The organism is Rhodovibrio salinarum DSM 9154, from assembly GCF_000515255.1.
Lineage (GTDB): Bacteria > Pseudomonadota > Alphaproteobacteria > Kiloniellales > Rhodovibrionaceae > Rhodovibrio > Rhodovibrio salinarum.
In genome coordinates, this window is record NZ_KI911559.1 from 3729171 (window position 1) to 3755175 (window position 26005).

22 protein-coding genes are annotated in these 26005 nt (G+C 67.1%); 3 read left to right on the plus strand and 19 right to left on the minus strand.

Annotated features, from left to right (window positions below; genetic code table 11):
• Window positions 1-11: 11 nt before the first annotated feature.
• From RHOSA_RS0117330 to RHOSA_RS0117350, 5 genes are all read right to left on the minus strand, one after another.
• Window positions 12-515 (minus strand): tripartite tricarboxylate transporter TctB family protein, encoded by a 504-nt coding sequence (locus tag RHOSA_RS0117330; protein ID WP_200372107.1) that lies wholly within the window; start codon window positions 513-515, stop codon window positions 12-14.
• A 117-nt stretch (window positions 516-632) separates the two neighbouring features.
• Entirely contained in the window at window positions 633-1661 is a 1029-nt protein-coding gene (locus RHOSA_RS0117335) for a Bug family tripartite tricarboxylate transporter substrate binding protein (protein ID WP_081728805.1), read from the minus strand.
• Between the two features lie 510 nt (window positions 1662-2171).
• Window positions 2172-3158: a 2-dehydropantoate 2-reductase gene (locus RHOSA_RS0117340; protein WP_027289675.1), complete on the minus strand. Its 987-nt coding sequence runs from the start codon at window positions 3156-3158 to the stop codon at window positions 2172-2174.
• Window positions 3155-4723 (minus strand): acyl--CoA ligase, encoded by a 1569-nt coding sequence (locus RHOSA_RS0117345; RefSeq protein ID WP_037256587.1) that lies wholly within the window; start codon window positions 4721-4723, stop codon window positions 3155-3157. The genes RHOSA_RS0117340 and RHOSA_RS0117345 overlap by 4 nt, the downstream gene beginning before the upstream one ends.
• A 244-nt stretch (window positions 4724-4967) precedes the next feature.
• On the minus strand, window positions 4968-9161 hold the full coding sequence (locus RHOSA_RS0117350; protein ID WP_051432269.1) for a DEAD/DEAH box helicase: 4194 nt from the start codon (window positions 9159-9161) through the stop codon (window positions 4968-4970).
• A gap of 271 nt (window positions 9162-9432) precedes the next feature.
• On the opposite strand from RHOSA_RS0117350, the gene RHOSA_RS0117355 reads away from it, so the two are divergent.
• From RHOSA_RS0117355 to RHOSA_RS0117365, 3 genes are all read left to right on the plus strand, one after another.
• Window positions 9433-10305: a DMT family transporter gene (locus tag RHOSA_RS0117355; RefSeq protein WP_027289678.1), complete on the plus strand. Its 873-nt coding sequence runs from the start codon at window positions 9433-9435 to the stop codon at window positions 10303-10305.
• A 182-nt stretch (window positions 10306-10487) separates the two neighbouring features.
• Window positions 10488-10811: a hypothetical protein gene (locus RHOSA_RS0117360; protein WP_027289679.1), complete on the plus strand. Its 324-nt coding sequence runs from the start codon at window positions 10488-10490 to the stop codon at window positions 10809-10811.
• A 284-nt stretch (window positions 10812-11095) separates the two neighbouring features.
• Window positions 11096-11812 (plus strand): hypothetical protein, encoded by a 717-nt coding sequence (locus RHOSA_RS0117365; RefSeq protein WP_027289680.1) that lies wholly within the window; start codon window positions 11096-11098, stop codon window positions 11810-11812.
• A 79-nt stretch (window positions 11813-11891) separates the two neighbouring features.
• Here the strand turns inward: RHOSA_RS0117365 and RHOSA_RS0117370 are convergent, their stop codons facing one another.
• The 14 genes from RHOSA_RS0117370 to RHOSA_RS0117455 form a co-directional block, all read right to left on the minus strand.
• Window positions 11892-12770 (minus strand): TIGR01459 family HAD-type hydrolase, encoded by an 879-nt coding sequence (locus tag RHOSA_RS0117370; RefSeq protein WP_027289681.1) that lies wholly within the window; start codon window positions 12768-12770, stop codon window positions 11892-11894.
• Between the two features lie 219 nt (window positions 12771-12989).
• Window positions 12990-13916, minus strand: a complete 927-nt coding sequence (locus RHOSA_RS24460) for a PAS domain-containing protein (RefSeq protein ID WP_051432271.1) — start codon at window positions 13914-13916, stop codon at window positions 12990-12992.
• Between the two features lie 209 nt (window positions 13917-14125).
• On the minus strand, window positions 14126-15199 hold the full coding sequence (locus RHOSA_RS0117385) for a quinone-dependent dihydroorotate dehydrogenase (protein ID WP_437123677.1): 1074 nt from the start codon (window positions 15197-15199) through the stop codon (window positions 14126-14128).
• The gene (locus RHOSA_RS0117390) at window positions 15196-15573 is read right to left on the minus strand and encodes a DUF952 domain-containing protein (RefSeq protein ID WP_027289683.1); all 378 of its coding nucleotides are present in this window, start codon (window positions 15571-15573) and stop codon (window positions 15196-15198) included. Before RHOSA_RS0117390 ends, RHOSA_RS0117385 begins: the two co-directional genes overlap by 4 nt.
• Window positions 15574-15655: 82 nt before the next feature.
• On the minus strand, window positions 15656-17374 hold the full coding sequence (locus RHOSA_RS24465; protein WP_156092798.1) for a sensor histidine kinase: 1719 nt from the start codon (window positions 17372-17374) through the stop codon (window positions 15656-15658).
• Between the two features lie 166 nt (window positions 17375-17540).
• Entirely contained in the window at window positions 17541-18095 is a 555-nt protein-coding gene (locus tag RHOSA_RS0117400) for a 3TM-type holin (RefSeq protein WP_027289684.1), read from the minus strand.
• 46 nt (window positions 18096-18141) lie between these two features.
• A complete protein-coding gene (locus RHOSA_RS0117405; RefSeq protein ID WP_027289685.1) occupies window positions 18142-18558 on the minus strand; it encodes a cell wall hydrolase in 417 nt (138 codons plus the stop codon).
• On the minus strand, window positions 18555-18869 hold the full coding sequence (locus tag RHOSA_RS0117410) for a hypothetical protein (protein WP_027289686.1): 315 nt from the start codon (window positions 18867-18869) through the stop codon (window positions 18555-18557). The genes RHOSA_RS0117405 and RHOSA_RS0117410 overlap by 4 nt, the downstream gene beginning before the upstream one ends.
• Before the next feature lie 92 nt (window positions 18870-18961).
• Window positions 18962-20473 (minus strand): phage terminase large subunit, encoded by a 1512-nt coding sequence (gene terL / locus RHOSA_RS0117415; protein WP_215905019.1) that lies wholly within the window; start codon window positions 20471-20473, stop codon window positions 18962-18964.
• A gap of 102 nt (window positions 20474-20575) precedes the next feature.
• On the minus strand, window positions 20576-22516 hold the full coding sequence (locus tag RHOSA_RS25265; RefSeq protein ID WP_156092802.1) for a hypothetical protein: 1941 nt from the start codon (window positions 22514-22516) through the stop codon (window positions 20576-20578).
• 45 nt (window positions 22517-22561) lie between these two features.
• The gene (locus RHOSA_RS0117440; protein ID WP_027289691.1) at window positions 22562-23161 is read right to left on the minus strand and encodes a hypothetical protein; all 600 of its coding nucleotides are present in this window, start codon (window positions 23159-23161) and stop codon (window positions 22562-22564) included.
• Window positions 23161-25068, minus strand: a complete 1908-nt coding sequence (locus RHOSA_RS0117445) for a phage tail protein (protein WP_027289692.1) — start codon at window positions 25066-25068, stop codon at window positions 23161-23163. Before RHOSA_RS0117445 ends, RHOSA_RS0117440 begins: the two co-directional genes overlap by 1 nt.
• The gene (locus RHOSA_RS0117450) at window positions 25065-25637 is read right to left on the minus strand and encodes a phage connector family protein (protein ID WP_027289693.1); all 573 of its coding nucleotides are present in this window, start codon (window positions 25635-25637) and stop codon (window positions 25065-25067) included. Before RHOSA_RS0117450 ends, RHOSA_RS0117445 begins: the two co-directional genes overlap by 4 nt.
• Before the next feature lie 99 nt (window positions 25638-25736).
• Window positions 25737-26003, minus strand: a complete 267-nt coding sequence (locus RHOSA_RS0117455) for a hypothetical protein (protein WP_027289694.1) — start codon at window positions 26001-26003, stop codon at window positions 25737-25739.
• Window positions 26004-26005: the final 2 nt, after the last annotated feature.

Here is a 26005-nt window from a genome sequence, read left to right on the forward strand (position 1 = left end):
CGGCGAACGGGTCAATAGATCAGGCTGTAAAGCGGGTAGAACAGCGGCTCCGTAATTCCCTTGGGCAGGAGGATGCGCAGGGCCGCTTCGAAGAAGAAGAAGGTCGCCACCGGCGCGCTCAGCGACAGGCCGAGCGATAACGCCCAGCCGTGCCGTCCCATGAAGCGCAGGTAGAACAGGAGGAACAGCAGGATCGCGGCATAGATGCCGATAACATGCGTGAGCCCCAGCATGACCGCGATCGACAGCACAGTCGGAACCAGAATCTTCGCGGTCGCCGGGCCGATGAACGCCTCCCGGTCGCGCGATTCCGGGGTGATCCCGCGCCACCAGCGCAGCAGCGTGACAGCACAGCAAACGAGCATGCCCGCAGCCAGCCAGAAGGGCCAGGCACCGCCGCCCGGCCCCTCGCCCTTGATCCAGCCGATGTCGAGTTCGGCACTCTTGGCCATCAGATACACGGAAAACGCCGCCAGCAGGAGCGTCATCGCCAATTCGGCGGTGCGGACCGTCATACGGACTTCACCTGTCGGTTCTTGTCTGGAGTGCGGCGCGTATCCCTCACCCCAGGTGGAGGTGAGGGAGTCCGCCGTCTTGTCGTCGAAAATGCGGGGGAGAAACCGTCGCTTCGGCTACATCTCGCCGGTGGAGGCCAAAAGCTTCTTGTGCTTCTTCACCTCCTCGGCGAAGTAGGCGGCGAGTTCCTCACCCTCGAGCCACTCGCGGAACAGGCCCTCGCTGGCGGTGTACTCCTTCCAGCGGTCGGACTCGTAGACCTTGCGCATCAGCTGCGTGTACCACTGCTGGGCTTCCTTGGAGATCTCCGGCGCGGCGACGATCGAGCGCTGCATGTAATAGACGAGGTCCGGATGGCCGAGTTCGGCGGAGGTCGGCACATCGGGCAGCATGTCCAGGCGCTCCGGCGTCATGGTCATCAGCGGGCGGGTTCGGCCTGCCTCGTAAAAGGCGATCTGCTCAGCCGGATTGTTGACGGTGCTGTCGATGTGCTGGCCGACCAGGTTCTTGGCCACCGTGCCCCCGCCGGGGAAGGGGATGTAGGTCATCTTCAGCCCGAACTTCTGTTCCAGCATCGCGGTGACCAGGGAATCCTCCTGTCCCTTGCCGGTTCCGCCCATCTTCCAACTGCCGTCGGCTTCCTTCACGGCGGCGATGTAGTCGTCCAGGCTCTCGATGTTGGAATTGCTGTGCACCCAAAGCTGGAAGGTATCCAGCGCCATCCGCGCGATCGGCGTATAGGTCTCGATGTCGACGCCCAGGTTCGGGTTCAGCTGCGGGGTGGTGAACAGGCTGTTGAGGGTGATCATCATGACGTGCTCGTTGCCCGCTTCGTCCTGCAGGTAACGCAACGCCTCCGCGCCCGAGCCGCCCGGCTTGTTGATCGGGATCACGGGCACGCGCGAGAAGCCTTCCTTCTCGATGATGCTCTGGAACAGGCGGGCGATCTGGTCGGCGCCGCCACCGGTGCCCGCCATGATCACGAACTCGATCGGCCGCTTCGGCTGCCATTCAGCGGCCGCATCCTTCGGCACGGACACGAGTGCGAGTGACGCACACGCGGCCGTCGCCACCAGCCACGCGCCCCCATCCTTACCGGTTCGTGCCCATCCAAAAGCGCGACGCACTGCCGTAAACACGGTCATCCGAATACCTCCCATGACGTTCACCTGCACCCGATGGCCGATCGTCCGGTCTTCTTACGCTTCGGCATGCGCCGCGCAGACGGCATGCATCGTACCGGTTGTCGTTCGCCGACCAAGCTTATCTCACACCGTTCCCGGCCGCTCAGGACGGATTTGGGATCGGAGACAGATTGTTACTTTAAGGTATCCTTAAAGGCAATTAAGAAATAATTCATTCAGGAAAAGCGAATGTGTGTTTTTCCTTAGAAAACAGATTGGGGCGCCGCCCGTTTCCAAGCGCGCTTGCACGCCCAATCGCCTATCGCGGCGCCTACACGTGACACGCGTGGGTACCTATCGGCATAGCGGGCTCTTGGCCAGCCCTACCGGCCCATCGGATGTGACGGAAAAATCCTCGCAGCGGGTCCAAACCAGCCGGCCGTGCCCGCTAGCAAGGTCGGGCAAGGGGCGTCCCTTGCCCGACCCTCTTGCCCTAACCTCTATGGGAGGAAACGCGGCTGCACGCTTTCGCTAGTAACAGCCCGCGAGCTTGGCCCGCTGAATCAGCAGGCCCAGGACCGTATCGATCGCGGGGGTTTCGATGGTCAGCTTGTCACCGATCTCGGAAACGGCCGTGACCATGGAGTCGACCTCCATCGTGCGGCCGCGCTCCAGATCCTGCAGCATCGATGTCTTGTGCTCGCCGACGTCACCGGCCCATTTGATCCGGGTATCGACATCGACGGTCATCTTGACGCCTAATGCCTCGGCAACCGCCTGCGCCTCCACCATCATCGCCCGGGCGACGCGGCGCGTTCCGGGCTCGCCGGCGATCTGGGCGAGCGTGCCGAGCGACAACGCGCTGATCGGGTTGAACGCGACGTTGCCCCACAGCTTGAGCCAGATGTCGTCGCGGATGCGCGGACGCACCGGCGCCTTCAGACCACCGGCGTTCATCGCCTTGGACAGCGCCTGTGCGCGCTCGGACTTGGAGCCGTCGGGCTCGCCCAGCATGTAGCGGTTACCGTATTCGTGCCGGATCATGCCGGGCTCGACGATCTCCGCCGCCGGGTAGACCACGCAGCCGAGACAGCGCGCCGGCGGTAGCTTCTCGCTCAACTCGCCATTCGGATCGACGCTTTCCAGCCGCGCGCCATCGAGCGGACCGCCATGGGCGTGGAAGTACCACCAGGGCACGCCGTTCATCGCCGTGACGATGGCGGTGTCCGGCCCCAATAACGGCTGCAGCGCGTCGGCGATGGTGCGCACCACCGGCGCCTTCAGCGCCAGGATGACGTAGTCCTGCGGCCCCGCCTCGGCCGGGTCCTCGACCGCTGTCACGTTACTGTAGGTCGACAGCGTATCGCCGTTGTCGAAATAGATGCGCAGGCCATGGTCGTTGATCGCCTGGAGCGTCTTGCCCCGGGCGATCATGGTGACCTCGACCTCCCCGGTGTGGGCCAGCGAAGCGGCGATGTGCCCGCCGATCGCGCCGGCACCGTAGATCGCGACCTTCACTTCGCCGCCCCCTGCGTCTCGACCAGGCCAAGCTTCTCCGCCATGCCGATGCGCTGCATCTTGCCGGTTGGGCCCTTGGGGATTTCCTCCAGGAAGACGATCCGTTGCGGCACCTTGAAGTCGGCCAGCCGCTCGGCGACGAAGCCCTTCAGCGTTTTCTCATCCAGCCCCGCGCCTTCGTGCAGGCGCACCGCCGCGGCGACCGTCTCGCCCAGCTTCTTGTGCGGCAGGGCGAAGGCGACCGCCTGGGCCACGTCCGGGTGGTCCATCAGCGCCTCATCGACCTCGACCGGACTGACCTTCTCGCCACCGCGATTGATCAACTCCTTCAGCCGGCCGGTAATGGTCAGATAGCCCTCGGGGTCGAGGATCCCCTGGTCGCCGGTGCGGAACCAGCCCTGAAAGAAAGCCTTGGCGTTGGCGTCGGGGTTGTTCTCGTAGCCGGGGGTGACGTTGTCCCCCTTGATGCAGACCTCGCCGGCCTCCCCCTGGGGCACGAAGGTGCCGGCCTCATCGGCGATCGCGACTTGCGGGCCAGCGGCGATGCCGACCGACCCCGCCTTGCGCGGTTTCGGCGGCAGGGGGTTGGAGGTCATCTGGTGGGCCGCTTCGGTCATGCCGTAGGACTCGATCACCGGGCAGCCAAAGGTCTCCTCCAGTTGCTTCATGGTCTGCGACGGCAGGCTGGCGGAGGACGAGCGGATGAACCGCAGCCCCAGTCCCTTGGCCGCATCCGGACGCTTCAAAGCGCGGTCCAATAGCGACTGGTGCATGGTCGGCACGCCGGTGTACCAGGTCGCCCCGGACTCCTGCAGCCAGCGCAGCATCGAGAGCGCGTTGAACGGACCCGGCACATAGGCCTGGCCGCCCGCCGACAAGGGGGCGAGCGACGCGGCGATCAAGCCGTGGATGTGGAACAGCGGCATGATCGACAAACAGATGTCGTCCGCCGAAAGCTGCAACACCTCGCGGATGTTGCGGGCGCTGGTCCAGACATTGCGCTGCAGCAGCGGCACGATCTTGGGCCGGGAGGTGGTGCCGGAGGTATGCAGTACCAGCGCCTCATCGCCCTCCCGCGCGAAACCGGGGGTTGCGGCTTCCCCGGGCGTGCCCCCCTTGAGGCAAAAGCTCCCGGCCGGACCGTCGGTGTCGGGGACCAGGTCCAGTACCGGGATGCCGTGGGTTTCCGCGGCCGCACGGGCGAGCTTGGCTTCCTCGCCACCATCCGAGCGCACGACCAGCGCCTTCGCCTGCAAATCGCTCAGGTAATAGGCATGCTCCTCCTGCCGGTAGGCCGGATTGAGCGGGGCGGTCGAGGCGCCGGCACCGATCGTCAGAAAGGCGGCGAGCGTCTCCGGGCTGTTCGGCAATACCATGGCGACCCGGTCGCCGCGACCGATGCCGAGCGCGTTCAGCGCACTGACCGTGTGACCGGCCAGCTCGCGTAACTTGCCGTAGGTCATCGCCGAGCGCTCGGGCGCGGCGATCGCCACCGCATCGGCGGCGCCCGCGTTGCAAATATCCGAAATGGTGCGCTGAGCGCCCTGGACCTCGCCTGCTGCCATACCTGTCTCCCCACCTTCTTGTCGGTTCACGCGGGACTCAGGGACGTGAACCGCTGTTCTTCCAACACAAAAGCATGGGTTTTGCCCGCCAAAACGACGGGCCAACCGGAGGAACAGTATGACCAGTCGAAACGTGCTGTCGAGACGTTAGACTCCCGGCACGGCTGTAGACGCACCGAGTTCGTCAATCACTTACCTGCCACGAGCCGGCACGCGCGCAGCCAACACCAATGCGGCCGCACGCCTACCCCTGCACAGGCGACAGCAGCTCTTCCAGGTCGTCCTCGGTGAAGGCCGGGCCCTTGCCCTGCTCGGCGGACTGCACCAGCGAGGCAAGGTCGCGCTTGCGGTCCTGCATGTCGACGATCCGTTCCTCGACCGTGCCCTCGGCGATCATCTTGTAGACGAACACCGGCTTGTCCTGACCGATCCGGTGCGCCCGGTCGGAGGCCTGCGCCTCCACCGCCGGGTTCCACCAGGGATCGTAGTGGATCACGGTGTCGGCTGCGGTCAGGTTCAAGCCGGTACCGCCGGCCTTCAACGAGATCAGGAAGATCGGCACCTCGCCATCCTGGAACATCTCCACCGGCGTCTGCCGGTCGCGGGTCGCGCCGGTCAGGGTGACGTAGTCGAATCCGGCCTCGTCGAGCTGCTCGGCGATCAGCGACAGCATCGAGGTGAACTGCGAGAACACCAGCACCTGCCGGCCCTCGTCGGTCAGGTCCTCCAGCATGCCCATCAGCCGCTGCAGCTTGGCCGAGGACTTGACCTCCTTCGCCTGCTCCAGCTTGACCAGCCGCGGGTCGCAGCAGACCTGGCGCAGCTTCAAGAGCGCGTCGAGCACGGTGATCTGGCTGCGCGCCAAGCCCTTTTCGCGGATCTCCGCACGGACCTTCTGGTCCATCTGCTGGCGCACCTGCTCGTACAGCGTCACCTGTTCGTCGGTCAGCTCGACCGGCTCACGCATGTCGGTGCGTGGCGGCAACTCGGACGCCACCTCGATCTTGGTCCGGCGCAGCAGGAAGGGGCGCACCCGGCGCGACAGGATCGCCCGGCGGCGCTGGTCGTTGCGCTTCTCGATCGGCGTGCGGAAGGTCTTGCGGAAGGTCTTGCGGTCGGCGAACACGCCGGGCACGCCCACCCGCATCAGCGACCACAGCTCGTCCAGATGGTTCTCCATCGGCGTACCGGTCAGGCAGATCGCCTGGTGCGCGTCCAGCGCGCGCAGCACGCGAGCGGCCTGCGCGTCCGCGTTCTTGACGTTCTGCGCCTCGTCGCACAGCAGCACATGGTAGCCGTTGGCGGTCAACGCTTCCCGGTCACGCGGCAGCAGGGCGTAAGTGGTGACCACCAGATCGTGGTCCTGGATCTCCGGGAACCGTTCGCTGCGGTTGGGACCGTGCAGGACCAGGATACGCAGGTCCGGGGCGAAGCGTCGGGCTTCCGACACCCAGTTGTGCACCACGCTGGTGGGCGCGACCAGCAGCGCCGGCCGGTCCAGACGCCCCTGTTCCTTCTCCGCCAGCACGTGGGCCAGCGCCTGGATCGTTTTACCCAGGCCCATGTCGTCGGCCAGGATGCCGCCGAAGCCATGCCGTGCCAGCGTCTGCAGCCAGGCAAAGCCGTCGTGCTGGTAATCACGCAGCGTGCCTTGCAGGCCGTCCGGCTTGGGGATGTCACCCAGACCGGTGCCGGTGCGCAGCGCCTCCGCCAGCGCGCGCAGCCGCCGGCCGCCTTCCAGCGTCAGCCCGGCGCCGTCGGCTGCGGTTTCCAGCGCGCTCAGTTCGCCCAGGCGCGCGGCGGGGATGCGTGGGCCGCCGTGGGCAACCTCGCCCTCGCCGGCCTCGACCAGTTCTTCCAGCGTGCGCGCGACCGGCTCGATCCTGGCGGTCGGCAGCGGCAGGTAACGGCCTTCGCCCAATGGCACGAACAGCGGCCGCGGCTCGGCCTCCTGCTGCGCTACGGCCGCCTTGTCGCGAGCCTGTTCGGCCGCCTGCGCCTGGGCTTCCTGGCGCTTATCCAGTTGCTGAATGATCGACGAGAGATGCGGGCGCAGATCCAGATGATCGCCGTCGACCTCGACCCCGAAGCGCACGGAGAACGCCTTGCCGTCGTCCTCTTCCGTCACCTCGAAGGTCCAGTCCCGGGGCGCCGGCAAGACCTCGTAGGGGAAGTCGGGATCGATCTCGACGCGCCAGCCGGCCGACTGCAGCTCGGACAACGCCTTGTAGCAGAAGCCCAGCCACGCTTCGCGGTCGTCGTAAGCGTGCTCCTTCAGAAGGCCGCGCCAGATCGGCCCCTGACGCGCGGCCCGACGGCTGCGTCCTTCCGGACGGACTTCCTCCAAACCAGCCTGGGCCAGACGCTCGATCGTCTGACGCTCGATGACGTCGGCGCGCGGCACACGCACCAGCTTGTCGTCTTCCAGCCACTCCAGAGTGGCCGCCGGATCGCCTTCGACGATGCGCGCCCCGCCGTAGTCGAAATGCAGTTCCGCAACCGCCGCGTCGACCACCTCCGGCGGCGGACTGGAACGCCAGCCACGCGGGCTCGGCAAGGGATGGATGCGCGCCTGGGCAAGCCGCAGGATCGGCGAGGGCGTGACCGTACGGGTTTCCTGGCGCGCGGGGGCCGCCGGCATCACCGGCAGCGCCTTGCCGACCCGGCTTTCCAGCGCCTTGACGAACGGCCGCGCCTCACCCGCGGGCAGCGGCGGACCGGCCAGCAGGGCGGCGATCAGCTCGCCCGAGATCGGCTGCTCCGGGTCCAACTGCACCGGACCGGCGCGGCGGTTCTGCAGATCGACATAGTAGGGCGTGGTCAGCGGCAGCAGCGTGGCGTGGGGCGCATCGGGCAACACGGTAAACCGCTGGCTGCCCCGGCCGCCGGTAACCCAGGCCGGCGTTCCTTCCGCCGGCTCGCCACGCGCCAGGGCACCGGCGTGCGCACGGGCGGCCCAATAGGTGCGTCCGGTCGCCAGCATCCGCTCCAGCGCCCAAGCCGCGAATGGACCACGCAACTCGACCTGCGTCTCATGCCCCAGCGAGGAGCCGGAAGCACCGGCCAGCGTCTCCAGCACGCCGACGTCATCGGCGCTCAGGAACGTTGCCCGCGGCTGGTTGTAGACGTTGCGCACGGAATATGGCTTGGGGGCGCTTTCCGTCCCTTCCTCGTCCCAGCTGACGGTGGTGGGCTTCACGACGGCAACCTGCCCCGTCTTATTCGGCTCCAGGGCCAGGTAGTAGCGCAGCTGGGTGCGCTTGGACTCAGCCTCCCGACGCTGCGCGCGCGACTGGCTGGGCGCGGCCTTTTCCAGCGCGTCGAGCTGGCGGATCAGGCCTTCCGACAGACGGTCGTTGCCGCCACTGGGCAGGCTGGGCAGCACGTCGCCCAGGCGATTCGTGACGGCCGTGGCAAACGCGCCCGCCTGATCCTTCGGCACCGGCGGGCCGGCGAGCAGCACGGACGCCAACTCGCCCGGCATATCGAGGTCGATCGGCCCGCATACGCCCGACTGCGGGTCCAGGTAGAACGGCGTGGACAGCGGCAGGACGATCGCGGACATATCGGACAGCGAAGTCTGCGGCATTACGCCGAACTTGCGCCGGGCTTCGCGATCCTTGTGCCAGGCCGGCTGGCCGGTGCGTGCGGGCCCGCGCTGAAGCGCGCCGGCCGTGGGGTTGTCCGCCCAGTAGGTCCGGCCGGTCGCGAGCATGCGCTCCAACGCCCAGGCGGCGAACGGCCCGCGCAGATCGACCTGCTCGCCATCCTCAAGCCCATGCCCCGAGGAACTGGCGAGTGTCTCCAACACCGCGATATCGTCAGCGGTCAGGAAGGCCGGCCGCGGCTTCTGATAAACGTTTTCAAGCGGATAGACCTCCGGCGTGCCGGTCGGCTGGCCGTCCTTGTCGAGCGCGATCTTGAGCGGCCGCACGACCGGACGCGTCGATCCGTCATCCGCACGCTCCACCGCCAGATCGTAGCGTAGCGCGGCCTCCGCACCGGCTTCGACGCGGGCACGCGGCGGCTTGGCGGCGGCCTGTTCGAGGATGTCCAGATAGGTCGCCAGGTCGCCGGAGAGTTCCTCGTCCTCCGGCTCCAGGTTGCTCTCGAACGCCTCCTGCGGCTCGTCCGTGCTCTGCCGGGAGGTCCAGGCATAGATCAGGGCCGCGACGTGCTCGCAGTTGACCATCGTGCGGCAGGTGCAGGTACCGGAGACCTGCGTACTGCCGCCCGCATCGGGCACCAAACGGACGTCCTGCTTGTAGCTGAGGCCATCCTTGTCGTGCACTTCCCCCGTGATCGAGATCGCGCCGGATTCGTCCAGATCCACGGTGCGCAGGCGGGCCTTGCCCTCACGGAAGGCTTCCCAGCCGCGCTCGCGGTAAGCGCCGCGGATGGCGCGCGTAAGATCGATTTCGGACGACGTGGTCTGCATGGGGTCCGTTCGTATCGGATGTGATGATCGGGATGGATCGGAGCCGGCGCGGAAGCCCGCGCGCAAGCGGGCGCCCAAACTCGCGATTGAACCTCGGAAGGTCAACGGGGTCTGTCGACACGGACCGCCGGACGACGGCGGAATACGCCGTCGATTGGGGCCAATCCATCCAGATAAGTGACACGTAAAGCTGAACCACCCCTAAACGCCACATTGCCGGTCTGACGCGCACGCACTTGTCCCGCCGGCGCACGGCCTTTAAGGGCGTCTCATGGTCCTCTCTAACCATCTCAAAGGGGTGGCGATCACCGCCATCGGCGTCACCGTGCTCTCGCTGGACGCCCCGCTCGTTCGCCTGATCGAGGCGGAGGTGGCCACCGTGGCATTTTGGCGCGGCGCGCTGATGGCACTCGGCTTCGCCGTACTGACGGGTATCCGTCGCCGCGGCCATCTGCGCGCCGACCTGCGCGCATTCGGCCGCTACGACCTTTTGGCCGCGCTCGCTTTTGCCTCCGGCAATCTGTGCTTCGTCATCGGTGCGAAGATGATCCCGGTGGCGAACCTGCTGTTGTTCGTCGCCACCACGCCGCTCACGACGGCTGCGATGGCCCGGCTGCTGCTGGGCGAACGGCTTCAACCCAGCACGCTGTTCGCCATCCTGGGCGCATTCGCCGGGATCGTCGTGTTGGTCGCGGGCGAGCTACGGGCGGAAGCCGACCTGCTGGGCCACCTCATCGGGCTGGGCGTTCCCCTGTCGACGGGGCTGTTCTTCACCCTGTTGCGCCGGGCGCGGTCGTCCAACACGGGGCCGATCCTGGTCACCGCCGCGCTGATCATGGCCGGCGTGATGCTACCGTTCGCCTGGGTCCCGGTGATGCCGATCACAAGCATGCCCCAAATGGGGCTGCTCGGGCTTGTGGTGATCCCGATCGCCTTCACCCTGATCTCTCAAGGCCCGCGCTACCTGCCAGCGGCGGAAGCAAGCCTGCTGATGCTGCTGGAGACGGTGTTCGGCCCGATCTGGGCGTGGCTGCTGCTCTCCGAACTGCCTTCGCCGGCCGCGCTCGCGGGCGGCGTGCTGGTGCTGGGGTCCGTCGCCGGGCACGTCTTTGTCAGCACTCGGACACGCTTGGCGCCGAGTTGATTGCAACCGCCTGAAAAACTGCCGAACACAGCCTGCCACGAGAGCGACGGGCGGCGGCATGCGCCGTCGACCCGGCTGACCGCCTGTGTTTCCATGTCGCCCTGGCTGGACCATGCCGCTGAACGATCCCGACGGAGATTCGAGCCGTCGGGGCACGCGAACCGTGTCGAAGGAGCCCGCCCTTGCGCACCGACTGTCGCTTTCGCCGTTTAATCGCCGCCACCCTGGCCGGGATCGCCGCGGCCGCCACGCTGGCGGCCGGTCCCGTGCTGGCGCAGAACCGGATCATGTGCAGCCAACCGGTGGAGCCGACCTGCGTCAGCTCCGACCTGACCTACGAGGACCCGCAACGCGTCAAGCGCTGTGAGCGGGACGTGGAAAACTATAGCCAATCGGTCGAGGAATACCTCAGCTGCCTGGACCAAAAATCCCGGGCCCAAGAGAAGACGCTCAAGGAGTTGCGCCAGCAGTTCCGGTGCAACGTAAACGACGACGTCGACTGCTAGATTTGCCATCTGCCCGGCGCGCCGGTGGGGGTGTCTGGATTTCTTACACCCACACGGCGCGCCGCAGCGGTGTTCAAACGTCTGTCGCGGAAAGATATTTCGGATTAGTCGCTCAGCTCAGGGTGTAGGCATTTTTGACAGATTACGCCTTTATGCCTGCCCACCTCCGACATTCTATCGGTAAGACCTTGATATAAAACGATAGGTAGTAACTGGCATACCTTTTGCTGACCCGTGCGTCACCGTCCAGGAGGGACGCGACATCTTTTGCGGGGACAATCCTGATGAATTTGAAAATTGCAGCCGTGGCGGCGGCTCTTCTCGCCACCGTCGGGACGGCGCCCAGCGCGTATGCCGGCTACATCGACTTCACCGACGACCTGTGGCGTACACAACAAAGTGGCGACAGCGCCAGTTCACGGACCCGAACGATTGGCGGGATCGGCAACGTCACGCTCCAGGCGTTCACCTCGGCCAGCACCCCGGGCACGCTCACCTTTCAAGGCGGCGTGCCGGGCACCCCGGCCACACCCTGCGGCATCCTGGCGTGTGACAACGACGGCGTCGGGATCAACGACGACGAGATCAGCTTCGGCACCGGGAACAAGCAGGACGTCGAGCGGCTGGTCGTGACGTTCGAAACGGCCATCGATCTGGCGCATTTCCATTTCCTGGACCTGTTCGGGGCCGGCGCAACGTCTGATGACCCGGAAAGCGAACGGGTGCAGTGGCAGATCAACGGCAACGGCCCGGGCGGCGTTTTCGATGGCACGGCGATGGATGAGGTCGGCTACGCCGTGACCGGAGAGCTGGGGTACAAGGATGTGTTCCAGATCGAGTTCTTCGCCGATACGGCCCGGCGCAGCTCGCCCGCAAACACGGACTTCGCCTTGGCGGCGATCCAGACCACCGTCCCAAGCCCGGCCACGCTGCTGCTGTTCGCCGGCGGGCTGATCGCGCTCGGCGCCGGAACGCGCCTGCGCGCACACGCCGAAATCTAGGGCGGCAGCCCGAAGCTGCGCCCGATCGTCCTTCGGTTGTCGCCATCAGCCAACGGAGACGATCGGGTGCGCGGCCGCTCTACCAGCGAAAGGCGGGCAGCACGTGGGTGGGGGACTGGCCCTCGCGCGCAAACAGCGCGGTCAACCGGTCGGTTTCCGGCAACTCGCCCATCCGGATGCCCAAGTCGCCGGCATTGATGCCGCCGGGCACGAACGCACTGTCGATGCCGACCCGGTTCGCGCCCTCGATATCGGTGTGCAGCGTATCGCCCACCGCCAGCGTGCGCTTGGGATCGGGATCGCCCAGCAACTGGAAGCAACTGTCGTAGATGCCCTGGTAGGGCTTACCGTGGTAGCGCACCTCGCCACCCAGCTCCTGGTAACGCTTGGCAAGCGCGCCGGCACACAGTTCCACCGAGTCCCCGCGCATCACCCGGATATCCGGGTTCGCGCAGATCATCGGCAACTCGCGGTCGGCCGCCTGGCGCAACACCGGCTCCAGCGCACCGATCTCGGTCGCGTGCAGGGCCGGACCGGTATTGAGCACGAATTCCGCGAACTGCACGTCGGACACCACCGACACGTCCAGTCCTTCGCGCATATTGGCGTCGTGCGGCGGGCCGATATGCAGCATCCGGCGGCCCAGCTCACGGTACCAAGTGCAGGGACGGTCGCGCAGATGGACGTAGGCGTCCTGCCCGCTCGACATCAGATGGTGGTAGCTGTCTTCGGGCAGGCCCAGATTGGCCATCTGCCGGGCCAGGTCCTCGGTCCGACGCGGCGCATTGGACAGCAGCAACAGCTGCTTGCCGCGCGCCTTCAGGGCGTACAGCGCCTCCACCGCCTCGGGGTAGGCGCGCAAACCATCATGCAGCACGCCCCAAAGGTCGAGGATGAATGCGTCGTAGCCGTCGGCCAGCTCTTCGAGGCCGCGGCGAATGGCGGGCTGATCGGTCATCGTGTCGGATCCGAACGTCGCGGAAGGGAGGCCGGCCATGCTGCGCCGCGAGATGACCGGGAAACCGCGTTGTGCCACACGACGACGGTAAAGTTAAGCGTCCGCCGCCGGACGGACGGGAACACCCGTCCGTCCGGCAGCCATTAACCTATTTTCTGTAAACACCCGTGAAGACGCGGACTTAACCGATTTCCCGGAAATTGCCGACGGCCTGAGGCGTCAATGCCGGATGGCAGGCTCTGGCGCGTCCTCGTCGGCCAGCCGCTCGGCAAGGTCCAACAGCACGCGCTCGGCCCAGGCAGAGCCTTCCGCGTCCAGACGGGCGAACGAGCCGACCACCTCGTCCAGCGGATCGTCCAGAAGGACCTGCTCGCCAGATTCGGTCAATTCGATCGGACCGCGGAACCCGCGTTTCACCAGGTAGCCCTTGCCAACCAGGGTCGAGACCGTGGTCGAGGCCGTCCCCATGGTGGTGCGGTGCGCCTTGGCGAAGTCGCTGAGCGAGCGCTTGTCGGCGTCGGCCAGCTTGAAATAACGCAGCGCCGACCATTGTGCTGGATGCATACCGCGGTGGTAGTTGCGCTGCAGGTAGCGGCGCATCACCGATTCCAGCAGCAGCGCCAGGCGGTAGGGGCGCGAGACGGCAACGCCGTCACCCCGCTCCAAGTCGCCCAGGGACCGCTCGAAGGCGACGAAGACATTCGGGTCACCGCCTTCCAGACCGGACGGCCGCGGCGAGCGCACGGCCATGATCTCGACGAAATAGGGCGTGCCGTCGCCCCGATAATTCAGCAGAATCGTTCCGGCGTGGCCATCACCCTGTAAGCGTTCGATGAAAGACCGCGCCATCCGCTGGTCGGTTTCCGGTCCCTGAAGCATGTCAGGCGAACGACCGATCAGATCGTCGCGCGTATAGCCGCACATCTCGCAGAACGCGGCATTGCAATGAAGAATGTCGAAACTGCCGCCGTTCTGGCGCATGCCCGTCATCAACATCGGCACGTTCAGCTCGTCGCTTTGATCGAACAGTGTGTCGATCATGCTGGGCTGCTCCGCCAGAACATTGGCCAGCACACTCGCAGCGTGCGAGATGGTGGTCCCCTCACTCGGCAGACTGCCGGTAGTCACCGGATTGTCGTCTTTCATGTTGCACCGTGCCCGTTTCTGCGGTGTCGCGTTCGCCTCCCACGCGTCTTCCCTTCGCGCAGTCGCGAACTTACCAGTCGCTACATTAGCATTTGAACAGTCCCCGGACGGTTGATCCGAGGCAAATACATCCACCTTTCCCGTTCGCCAAAAATGCCATACGACGTGTATTCGGCTGCGACGAGTTTGCACCCGAAAATATCGAAGATTCAACCCCCACTCAAATCACGCCCCCGAGCGTCTGCAACCGTCGCGAAACCGTCCCCCGCCAGGAGATCGGCAAGCTCGCGCTTGATCCGCCCAACCGCCTCGGGCCCATCGTAGATCAGGGCCGTGTACAGTTGCACCAAGTTCGCGCCCGCCCGGATCTTAGCATAAGCATCCGCACCGCTCGCCACCCCCCCGACACCGACCATCAGCAACCGGCCCTCGGTGCGCCGGGTCATCTCGGCCAGGAGCTCGGTCGATGGTTGGAACAGCGGGCGCCCGGAGAGGCCGCCCGTCTCGGCTTTGCTCGCGCTCTTCAGGCTATCGGGGCGGGCGGTCGTGGTGTTGGAGACGATCAACCCGTCCAACTTCAGATCCAGGGCAATTTCCGCGATGTCGGCGCGGTCCTGGTCGCTTAGGTCAGGGGCGATCTTGAGCAGCAGCGCCGGCGGCGCGTCGGCCATCAACTCCTTGCGCACCGCCTGCAGATGACGGAGCAGCTCGGCCAGCTTGTCCTTGCCCTGCAGCGCCCGCAATCCCGGGGTGTTCGGCGAGGAGACGTTGATCGTGACGTAGTCGGCGTAACGCGACAGCCGTCGCAAGCCCGCTTCGTAGTCCGCAAGCGGATTGTCGCTGGTCTTGTTCATGCCAAGGTTGACGCCAACCACGCCACGCCCACCGGTGCGCCGGTAACGGCCCAGGTTGGCGTCGGCAACGTCCAGTCCGGCGCTGTTGAATCCCAGGCGATTGACGATCGCCTGGTCGGCAGAGAGTCGGAAGATACGCGGTTTCGGGTTGCCGGGCTGCGGCTTGGGCGTGACCGTCCCCACCTCCGCAAACCCGAAGCCGAGCTCGAACAGCCCCGCCACCGCCTCAGCATCCTTGTCGAAGCCAGCGGCGAGCCCGATCGGGTTGGCAAGATCGCGCCCGAACGCACGCACCTTCAGGGACTCCGGATCGTCCCCCACAGATTGGCGGCCGAGGCCGTGCTTCAGGGCAGCGATCGCAAGGTCGTGCGCGCGCTCTGGAGGCAAGCGGCGCAGCAACGCAGCACCAAGGTCGGCCCACGCCATCAAACCGCCCCGTCCATATCCGGCGCAGGCTGTTCGGCGTGCGCGGGCAGAACATGCACGCCCGCCGCGTTCAGGGGCAGGTCGTGCACCGCGCGTACCGCTGCGACGTCGAGCGTCGCATAGAGGTGCGGAAAGGCCACGCCGCCCCGCGATTCCTCCCAGACCAACCCGTCGCCAAGCGTGTCTGTCTCGACCTCCAGCAGACACAAACCGGGCTGACCGGCCAGGTAGGTAGCCAGGGTCCCCGACAGGGTGTTGGGCGTAGAAAAGTGGATGAACCCATCTTTGAGATCGAGCGGCCCACCGCGATAGACCCCCTCGGCCTGCGCCGCGCGCCAGGCTGCCCAGGGACAGACGTGAAAGATCACTGCACTCATAACGCGGGGGAGCCTAGGCCAAGATCGCGCCGGATTTAACCACCTTTAATGCACCGGTCCCGTTCTCGACCGGCGCAGCGTCTTATGCCGACACTTCCGGCGTTGGGTCGGCCTCAATGACACGCGTCAGTGGCAGCCAAACCTGCGCTGTCGTGCCAGCCCCTGGCGCCGTCTCGAACGTCAGCTTGCCGTCATGCAGGGTCAGCAGCGCGATGCAGATATTCAGGCCCAGACCCGTGCCGGCCTCCGGCTGCTCGTCCGGGCGGCGCCCCTGGGAGAACAGGTGCTTAGCAGCCTCAAGCTCGCTTTCGGTCATGCCGGGTCCATGATCGCGTACGGCGATGCACAGCCCATCATCGCGGATTTTCGACTCCACGCGCACCTCGCTGTGCGGTGGCGCGAACTTGATCGCATTGCCGAGCAGGTTGACCAGGACCTGCTTCAAGGCGCGCGGATCGACACGGACGGTGACCGCCCCAACCGCCCGCGTCAGGCGCACCTCTTGCGCATCCGCCCGCCCGCGCACCAGCTTCACCGTCTCATCCACCAAAGCCGGCAACGAGACCGTCGCCTCGGCCAACTCGTAGCGACGCGCCTCGATTTTCGACAAATCGAGGATGTCGTTGATCAACGATAACAGGTGCTGGCCGCTGGTGTGGATATGCTCGGCGTATTCCCGGCTGCGCTCGCCCTCGGCGTATCCCAAGCGGATCGCGTCCGCGAAACCGATCACACTGTTGAGCGGCGTGCGAATCTCATGGCTCATGGTCGCCAGGAACTGCGACTTGGCCTGGTTGGCTTCCCGAGCCTGGTTGCTCGCAATCCGCAGATCGCGCGTTTGTGCGCTCAATTGCTTGGCCTGACGCTCGGCAATGTCGCGTGCAGCCGCCAAGTCCCGGGCGGTCTCCTCCAGCTCGCTGTGATACGCGTTGAGCGTCGCTTGCGCCCGGTTGGCCTGGCGCACGATCAACACCACCACGCCCAACACCACCACAAAGGCCGCGCCCAACGGCCCGCCGAGGGCCGACAACATGTCCGAGCCCGGCCGCGCCGCGGTCCAGGTAAGCTGGCCCAGCGTCTTGCCATTCAACGCGGTTAAAGGGAGCCCCACGGGCGCGCTCATGGATGCCGGCACGAAGCGCAAGGCATCCAAACGAAAATCGGACTCAAGGGCGCCCAAGAGATCCGAATCCAGTGTGCGAAAAAAGACCAGAACGGCCCGGGCATCGCCGTCGCGTGGTGGTGGGCGGTCATCCTCCCATCCGATCGCGGCCCCCGCTGCCACGTGCACGCCTTGCTGGTCCTGAAAATAGGTATCGAGGACGGTGGGTGCCTCGCCGGGCACGCCCGGGTCTGCACGGACCTGCTCGATCAGGGCAACCAGCGCCGGGGGATAGGGCTCGGTTAACCCTGGCTGGATATCCGGGCGTCTGACGCTATGGATCAGACGGTTGCCGGCACCGAACACCGCCGCACCATCCATACCCAGGCCGTCGATCGCCCACTGACCAACGTTCTCGTCGGCCCAGAGCGGATCGTACCCGAGCACCACCTTTTCCGCCGTCGTATTCCAGAAAGCGTAGTCGCCAGTGAAGCCGGCAATGGTTTTGCGCACGTTCAGCATCGCCGAACGCGCCAGGTGCAGTTCACCCTCCGCCGCGAGCCGGTTTTGCCGTTCGGCGGTATAGACGAGCAAACCGGCGGCGAGAGCCAGGAACACAGCGACCAGGACAAGAATCGGCAGGACGATTCGGTTCGCGGAAGGGCGGGGCCCGCGACCGTTGCCGGCTTTCACTGTCACTTGGCATTCCTCGTTCGTCGACGGGGTCGCGCCCTGCCCGGGCAAACACCGATCGCCAGGTCGATAGCCAGCGTGATCACGACGATCGTACCGCAGTTAATCTCAAAAGCCGCAAAAGAAGTGTTAAGTCGAAACCATATTGCGGCGACGATCTTGACTGGCGGCCCTATTCCTTTCGCCCGCCGAACGGCTGCAACAGGCGATCCAGCAAGCCGGGTTCGGACAACTGGCCGGCGGCGATACGTTTATCCTGGCTGCGTTTGGCTACATTGATGCCGAGCACCGAGAGCGCCACGCCCCAGATCACGGACAAATGCGTGGTCGCGGCCAACAGCTCGGCCGCGACCGCCGGGGTCATCACGATGGCGTAGGTGAGAGCGCCGGTCTGCGCGATCCAGGCAAGCGCGACGGCGTAGCCAAAGGTTGGCCGCCAGCGCCGGACGTAGGGGTCGGCGCTGGATGCCTCGGTGCGCATGGTGCGGTTGATCTGGGCAAGGATACGCGCATCACGCCGGGCCTCGATCGCGGCCATGCGTTCAACATGACGATTGGCGATCTGCAACTGGTCGCGGTCGATCTCGCCGCGATCCAGCTTGCTGCCGACGTCATCAAGCGCATCGGCGGCGGCCTTGGCCGTCGGATCGTCGATCGCACGCAGGCCGCTGGAAACCAACTTGCCAAGCAAGGGCACGCCGACGCTTGCGAGCAGGGCAGGAATCATCGGATCGCTCCTCGTGACCGGTAACACGACATGGCTCAGGGGGACGTCACGGATAGAAAATGAAGTCGCCCAGCGTGCCGCTGGGCATGCGTGCGCGCGCCCAGGCGGGCTGAACGTCGGCATGGTGGTAGCGGGTGGCGTCGGCTGCAGCCTCCGGCACCGGCGCACCGGCAAGCACGCGCCGGGCAATCCGGCGACACACGGCCAGATGCCGATCCAGCGAGCTCGGTTCCGGCCTGGGCGCCGGCGGCGGGCCTTCCTGGTGCAGGCGCGCAACCAGCACGGCGGCCAGCGCCTCCAGCACCCGCACCGGTTCGCCCCGGTGACGGGCGTACAGGCGCCGGGCCAACCACTCAGCCAACTCTTCGCGACTGGCCGTACGCTCGGCGTGCGGGATCAACCCGGGCCGGCCAGCGGGATGCAGCGGACCGGCCGATGCGCATGACAGCACGCGGGCGCTCATGGCCGATCCCCCAAGGCCGGTCGGCCGAAGCCGAGGCTGTCCAGTTTCTTCTCGATCCGCACCAGATGGGCGGTCAGGCGGCCCTCGCTCTCCCGCAAGGCCGGGATCGACGCGTAGGTCGTCGCCACATCGACCTTGAAGGCAGCGAGCTGGTCGCGCGTGCCGCTGTTCGCACCGTCCAGACGGTGCGCCAGCCGGTCGAGCGCGTCCTGCGCATCGCGCCGGGCACGCCAGATCAGCACGAACAACCCGGCCAGCGCCGGCAGTTCGACAGCGGTGATCCACCAGATTGGATCGAAGGTCCAGGTCATGAGCTTACTTTCGTGAAAGTGCCAAAACCCCCTCTCCTCGCCGGAAAAGAGGGCGGCGGGTATGCGGCGGAGTCGGCAGGCGCGGCACGGTCCTACACGTCGAAGTCGGCGGGCGCGTGAACGCCGGCCATGCCGGGACGCCAGGTGTGCCGGCCCGCGGAGGGTAGCCGTGGCAAGCGGACCGGCTCGCTCGCCAGGCAGCCGGCGACCGCGTCCAGCCCGTCGTCGCGAGCGTGCGTCAACCCGGGACGCCAGTCGCGCATCTCCTGCACGAAGGAGGTGGCAAACACGCTGTCATGGGCGTGCAACGCCCCGGCGGCGAGCGGCGCGTCGAAAGCCTCCAGAATGCGGAGATCCTTGGGCCGACGGCTGGTAACCTCGCGCACCGCCGCGGGCACGCCGGCAGCCGCCAACTCCCGGCGCAACAGACCGGGCAGGAAGCGGCCGACGCCGTTCACCTCCAGGCTGATCGACGGCAGGTAGAGGTCGCGCGCGAACGCGGTGGCCTGGCGACACAACTGGGTCGCCTCGTCGAGCTCCCCGGCGGTCGCTGGGTCGTGGGTCAGATAGGCCACACGGTGCAGGAAGGCGTTGCCGGCCGCATCCAGGAACACCGCTGCGATCACGCTGGCGTCGCCCCGCCCCGGCGCGCCGTAAGCCGGGTCCCACCAGCAGGCGGCGGCGACCAGCCGGTCGCCCATCAGGGTCAAGACCGCCTCGTCGTTCCCCTCGGCGTAGTCAAGCTCCGCCGAATAGCGGCGCAGACGCGCGGGATCGAGCCGGCCTTCGGCGACGTTGACCGGCTGCAGCAGCATCTGGCTGGCGAAACTGTTGGGCCCGCTGCGCTGGGCCAGCTCGCGGATCGCCTCCTTGGAAAAGCGCTCCGGCCAGGCGGGCGTGCCCTGGGCGTCCTGGATCGGCACGGTGAGGCGGGCGAAGCCATCCAGAAAGGCCCGCGTCTCGCCCACTTCCTCGCGCGGCCCCTCGGCATAGATCGTGAAATAGGTGTGCGGCGTGCCGACGTAGAGCTGCAACCCGCCAGGCACCAGCAGGTAATCGATCTCGCCCAGCCGACGGCGCAGCTCGGCGCGCTTGTCGGGCGTATCGCAGGTGTTCGGCACCTCGACGTCGTCGCAGATCACCACGTCCGCGCGGCTGCCGGTGACGTTTGCCGTGACCCCACGGGCGAGCATGCTGGGATCGCGCAACACGCCAGGGCGTTCGACCGTGAAGCGGTCGGCCGCCCATTCCTGTGCCCGCTGCGGCCGCAGGCCGGCGAGGAAGGGATGCCGCTCGACGATACCGCGCACGTTGCGCACCATCTTGACCGCCAGCGCCTGTTCGGCCGCCAGCACCAGGATGCGCAGGTCGGGCATCCGCCCCAGCAGCCAGGCGCAGAATAGCCCGACCAGCGAGGATTTACCCGCCGACCGGAAAGCCTGAAGCAGCAGCCGCGTTTCGCCGCGCTGCCAGCACGCTTCCAGCCAGCGCGCGATGCGCAGGTGCACCGCTGCCGTCCGCAGGCCCTGCTGACGGTCCCAGACCCAAACGAACTCGCCGAACCCGGGCACACGCGCGCCCGCCCGACGATCCAGGCGGGTCACCGCGCGGCCTCGATTTTGCCCAGCGCCGTGCGCGCCTCACGCAGCAGATGCGTAAGGCGTTCCGTCTCCGCACGATCGCCGGCCGAACCGGACGTGCCCGATTCAGCCGCCAATTCGGCACTGACGCCGGCTTCCGCCCAGCGCAGCAGCTTGATCAACGCGTCCAGATGCGCCAGCGCCGCCTTGCCCGCGCTTTGCCGCGCGGTGAACTCCTTGTCGCCCGCGGCCTCCGGCGGTGGGCTGTCGGTGTGGTCCTGGTAGCCCTGGAGCACCCGTTCGGCGATCCCAGGCAGGGTTTCGAGCAGCCGCAGCTGCAAACGTCGGGTGGCCTCGCTCAAACCGGTCTCCCGATGGGCCTCGCGGCCATGGTGGGTCGTGCAGAGAAGTGGCCGCTCGTGGCTCAGGCGGTGAGCGCGCACATCTCGCCATCCGCCAAGCGACGTGGATAAGCGAGCAGCCGACGGAGGTGTCCCTGCCAAGGCGTGTCGGCATGGTTGCGACCGATCCGAACGGTCGTTGCCCCAACCGGCTCGGCGATGCTGTCGGCTGCGGCCTTCGCGCCGTCGACGAACAGGGCCCGCGCACCGCCGCCAATCGTGATGCCGAAGGTGTGTGTCGCCCCGTCAGCCCAGCCGGCGAGCAGGCCATCGATATTGCCCTGGCTGGCCCACCGGACTTCGCGAACAGCATTACGCGCGTTTGATCGCCGGCGTAGTAGAGGTCGTGGCGGTTGGCGTCCGTACCGTCATCCAGGCTGAACAGCCGCAATATCCCGGTTGCCGGCACATCGCTCAGGTGTGCTTCGATCACGAAGCTCATGCCGGCCGGATCGTACCAGGCGGTGTCGTCCAGCGTGATCAGATCGGCCGCCCGGCTGGCCGGACCGCTAGGCGGCGTTGCGATCGGGCTGGTCGCGCTCGCCCCAGCCTCGCACTGCACGGCCGTCGGTGCGCCGGCCATCGTGAAGGTTACGGCCCTGCTGGTGGTCAAGGTGAAGGTCACGGGCGTACCTTGCCGTGCCGTGCCACTGGGTCCGCCGGACAGGGTACAAGTCCCACCGCCACGCACCGACAGCGTGTAGGTCCCGGGGGCAAGCGTGCGTGTCTGCGTCGCCGGGTTGAAACTGTCGTGCAGCAAGTTGGTCCGCGCGCCCTCGCACAGCAGGCCCAACGGTTCGCCAGTCGCGGGATCGTGGTCAAACCGTGGTGTGTTGGCCGGCACAGGCACGAGCTGCCCCTTGGCGTCGGTCACGTGCGCGGTGCCGCTGCGGATGACCGACAAGGCGTCAGCCCCCGCGCCCAGCGTGGCGTCGAGGCCGAACACCGGCATCACCGCGACCGACGGCACACGCGCGGCGACCCGGGCGCGCACCGCAACCAGATCAGCGCGGCGGCGTTCGGCGGCCATGCTGGCCTGCGCCGCCTTGGCAGCCCAGGCGTGCGCACTTGCCGCAGCCTGCTGGGCCACAGCTGCCCCGCTAGCGGCGCTGGTCGCGCTGGCCGCCGCCACCCTCTCCGACTGGCCAGCGCTGTGTGCACTGTCTGCTGCCTGCGCGGCGGCCCGGGCGCTGCCGGTCACCACGCTGGGGCGGCCGGCGGCATCGAAGCCGAGCACGGCGTCCGCTCGGGCGTCCGCAGGCGGCAGGATCAGGGCGGTGTCCGCGTCCTCCGGGGCGCGCTTGAGCGCCTGCCCCGTCAGCGCCTCGAGCTGTTGCAGCAGCATCGTCAGGCGGTCGAGTTCGGCGTTAATCGCACTGGCGCGGAACTCGCCAGCCTCCAGAAAGTCGGTCGTCCGCGTGATCGCCATGTCGCGGAACAGCGTCAGGGTCCGACCGGCAGCCGGCGGCGTGGCGCAGGTGACACGGCCGCCGGCCTCGTTGCCGACACCACGCACGGTGACACCGGTCGGCGTGGTGCCATCGTCCAGCACCAGCACGAGGTCGTCGGCCGCCAGAATCAGGAAGGGATAGGTAAAGACCGTCTGCACGCCGTCGCAGGCGTACTGCACATACGGTCGCGCATCCGCGACCCGGACGTCGGGCATGGGGGCCTCCGATCAGAAAGAAAGCGGGCGACGCGCGGCCAGGGCTCAGGCGCGCGGTTCGAGTTGCATTTCCAGCCCCAGCATCGCGCGCCGGCGACGGTTCTCCGCCTCTAGCAGGTTCTGCGCGTGGCGCTTGTCCTGCGCGTCCAGCCGGATCTGGTAGCGGGTTTCGTCATGCGCGCCCGACGCCTGGCTGCGGTCGATCAGGTTGCGCTGAATCGCCTTGGCCGTGCCGCCGCCGGTAATGCCGGCCGACGCCGCGCTTGCCCGCGCGCTGGCCTGCGCCGCCGCCAGTTCCTGGGCCCGCGTCTCCCGCGCTTCCGCCCGCGCCTCCAACGTATCCAGGCGCTCGCGGACCAATCCGGGATCGGCCTCGAACGCCGGCAACTCGGCTTCGTAGATCTCGCGCGCCCGTTGGGTCCGCGCGCGTTCCAGCGCCAATTCGCGCTCGAAGGCTTCCTGCTCCATCCGGCGCTGGTGTGCCTGTTCCTCGCGGGCCTGCTGGCGTTCCCAGGCACGCTGCTGACGGGCAGCCTCCAATTGCGCGGCACGGTCGGCACGGGCTTGCCGCGCATCCGCCTGGCTGCTGGCGTAATTGACGGCGCCGCCGACGACGGCGGGCACGACGGACTGAAAACCGGCCATTAATCGTTCACCTTGATTTCGGTTGTCACGGAGAGAAGCGTGAACGCCAGCGGCGCGCCGTCGGCGATCCGCCACAGCGGCGTCGTCCCGGCCGGCCGCCAGCCCAGGGCACGCACCGGCTTGTCGCCCGAGAACGGCGCGACGGGTGCATCCAGAAGATCGCTGCCCAGGAGCTGGAAGGGTGCCGGCTGACTGCCGTCCCCGGTATCGACCGACAGGCTCTGGGTATCGAGCAGCCGGAAGGTCGCCTCGATCAGCCGGACCTTGATGCCATGGCCGGTGCCGATCGCGTTGCTGACCAACGGGGGCAGCGGCTCCACCACATGGCTGTAGGGCAGCCCGGCGGCGAGCTGCGAGGCTGGCGCGTCCAGCACAACCGCGCCGCCCGAAACGGTTCGCGGCGCCTGCACCACGCCATCGGCGACGACGGCAACGGTCTGCCCCTCCAAATGGTCGAGCCCCGACCAGATGGCGGTTGGCGGGTCGGCTGTGCCGACCAAAGCGGCATCCAGGGTCACGGCCGCCTCCAGCACCTCCAGAAAGGTGCCGCCGTCGCGTTCCACGACGAGGTAGACGTACGGGTCGATCACCGCGATCGCCCCCACCCGCCCCTCGGTCGTCAGGCGCGACCAAGCGGTGACCTGCTCGCTGCGGTACTGGGTCAAAACCGCGAGGCTACCGTCACCCTGAACGCAGTACAGCAGCCGCTTGGACGGCTGATAATCCAGCTCGATCACATCGGTGACCATATGCTTGGCGAGCAGGGTCAGGTCGTCGCTTAGATAGGCGCTCTCGACCTCGGAGTAGCTGAACTCGTTCACCCGGTCGCCGGTCCGACCGACGAACACGGTCGCTCCATCGATCACCTTGGGGGCGGTGTAGCGGTCGCTGCGCGAGCCGACCCGGGTCTGGCGCTTCACCTGCACGCTGGTCGGGGTCAGGGGATCGCCGGTGACCCGCCACTCACCGCCGCTGGTGAATACCTGCAGATCGCGCCCGGACAGCAGGCCGCGCACCGCATTGACCTGATCGCTCAGCAGCTCGAAATCGATCGCCTCGTCGTCGAGCCCTGTGCCGGGATCGAAATTGAACAGATCGTCCGTCTTCGACAGGAATATCCGGTTCGGCAGCCTGCCCCCACCGCCCAGCACCAGCCGGTTCTGGTGAAACGCCGCCACCGCTGGCCAGCCGTTGGCGAGCGAATAGGCGCTTTCACTCCAGTCCGCCGTTGCCTCGTCCGAGCCCAGGTCGACGCGGATATCGCAATCGACGTTACGCGCATCCTGCACGGCCGTGATCAGCGCCTCGCCGCCGTGCAGACGCAGGCGGGCGCCCAGGTGATCGGCGGTAAAGGCCGGCGCGCTGGCGACGAACCGAACGTCGCTGCCACTGGTCGCGGCCGGCGCCAGCATGATGTCGGGCGCGGCGACCTTGGCGTGGGGAACCATGTTGCGCGGGCCGATCTGGGCAAACTTCATTTGCTGGATCGACCAGCTTCCGGCCCCGTCGCGGGTGATCAGCCGCGGCACGGACGTCGGATGGGTCACGATCAGCGTGTCCGCGCTCTGCACCCAGGCAAGCTCGGGCAGCGTGCCCTGCTGCCAGGGGGCCGCGAGATTGCCGACGATCAGCAGGCCGTCCTGGTAGACGTCGATGCGGTAGTCGGAGAACGCCAGGACATAGACCTGGTCGACCGAGAACTCGAACGGGACCAGCCGCGCGGACCCCGGCAGTTCAGCCAGGAACTGCAGACCGGGACGGCGCGACACCCCGCCGGTCGGATGCAGGGTCACGTTGGTCAATTCGCGCGCGCCGTTCTCGTAGGCGCGCAGATCGCCGCGGCCGAGCAGCAGCGGATCCAGTTCGCCGCCGGTGAAGTTGGTCTTGTAGACGTGCCGGCGGGTCATGCTCCGCGTGCCTCGATCAGCGGGAAGTCCTCGATCGCCGCCGGAGTCTCCTGCTGCGCGTCGATCTGCCGGGCACGCTGGAACGCCTGTTCGGCCAAGCGGCCCAACGCCTCCGCCCGGCTGGTGCTTTCGGTGATCGGCAGGCAGAACTCGGCTGCCAGGCGTGCCACCAGCGCCTGGTCGAAAAACGGCGGGAAGTCCGCCTCGCGTGGGCGGTAGAGATAGGTCAGGACCAGTTGATCGACGTCGGCATGCACCCGCCGCTCGGCGATCCGGTAGCTGACGCCCCGCCCGCGTGCCGCCGTGCCGGCGGAAAGCGCGCGCAGGAAATCCGGCGGCAGCTGGAAGGCGTGCGCGAAGTCGGCAACCGGCTGCGCGCTCAGCCGCGGCAGCCGGGCCTGGACGGTGGCGAAGCTCCAGGGATGCGCAGACAGGAGCGCATCCCGCAGCCCGCCATAGAGTGTGCGGCAGACCTGCGCCTGTGCGCTGGTCTCTTGAAAACTGGCGATCGGCTGGGCGCCCAGCGCGATCAACGCGCGCGCACACAGCTGGACGGCGGAAGACGCCATGAACGGGGGTCCTTCGGGTGGGAAACGATCGGTCGTCGACGCCCGGATGGGAATCGGCCCTCCCCGAGGCAGCCACCAAGGGGAGGGCCTGCTCTGGCGCTAAGTGCCGCGCGCGGCGAGCGCCGTCATATCGGCGGCGTCGACCGTGCCGGCAGCGTTCGACCGGATCAGGAACAGACCGGCGGCGGGGAGAGCGTCGGTATCGACATTGGCGATCACGATGTCGCCGACGCGCAGCATCTCGGCGGCGGCGTCGAAATAGCCGGCGCTGTCGACAGTCGCGGGCGCGTCGACGGTGGTGTAATGCCACAGCGTGAAGCTGTTGGCGTAAGCGAGGACGCTCAGGTTACGGGCCTGGAATGCCATCG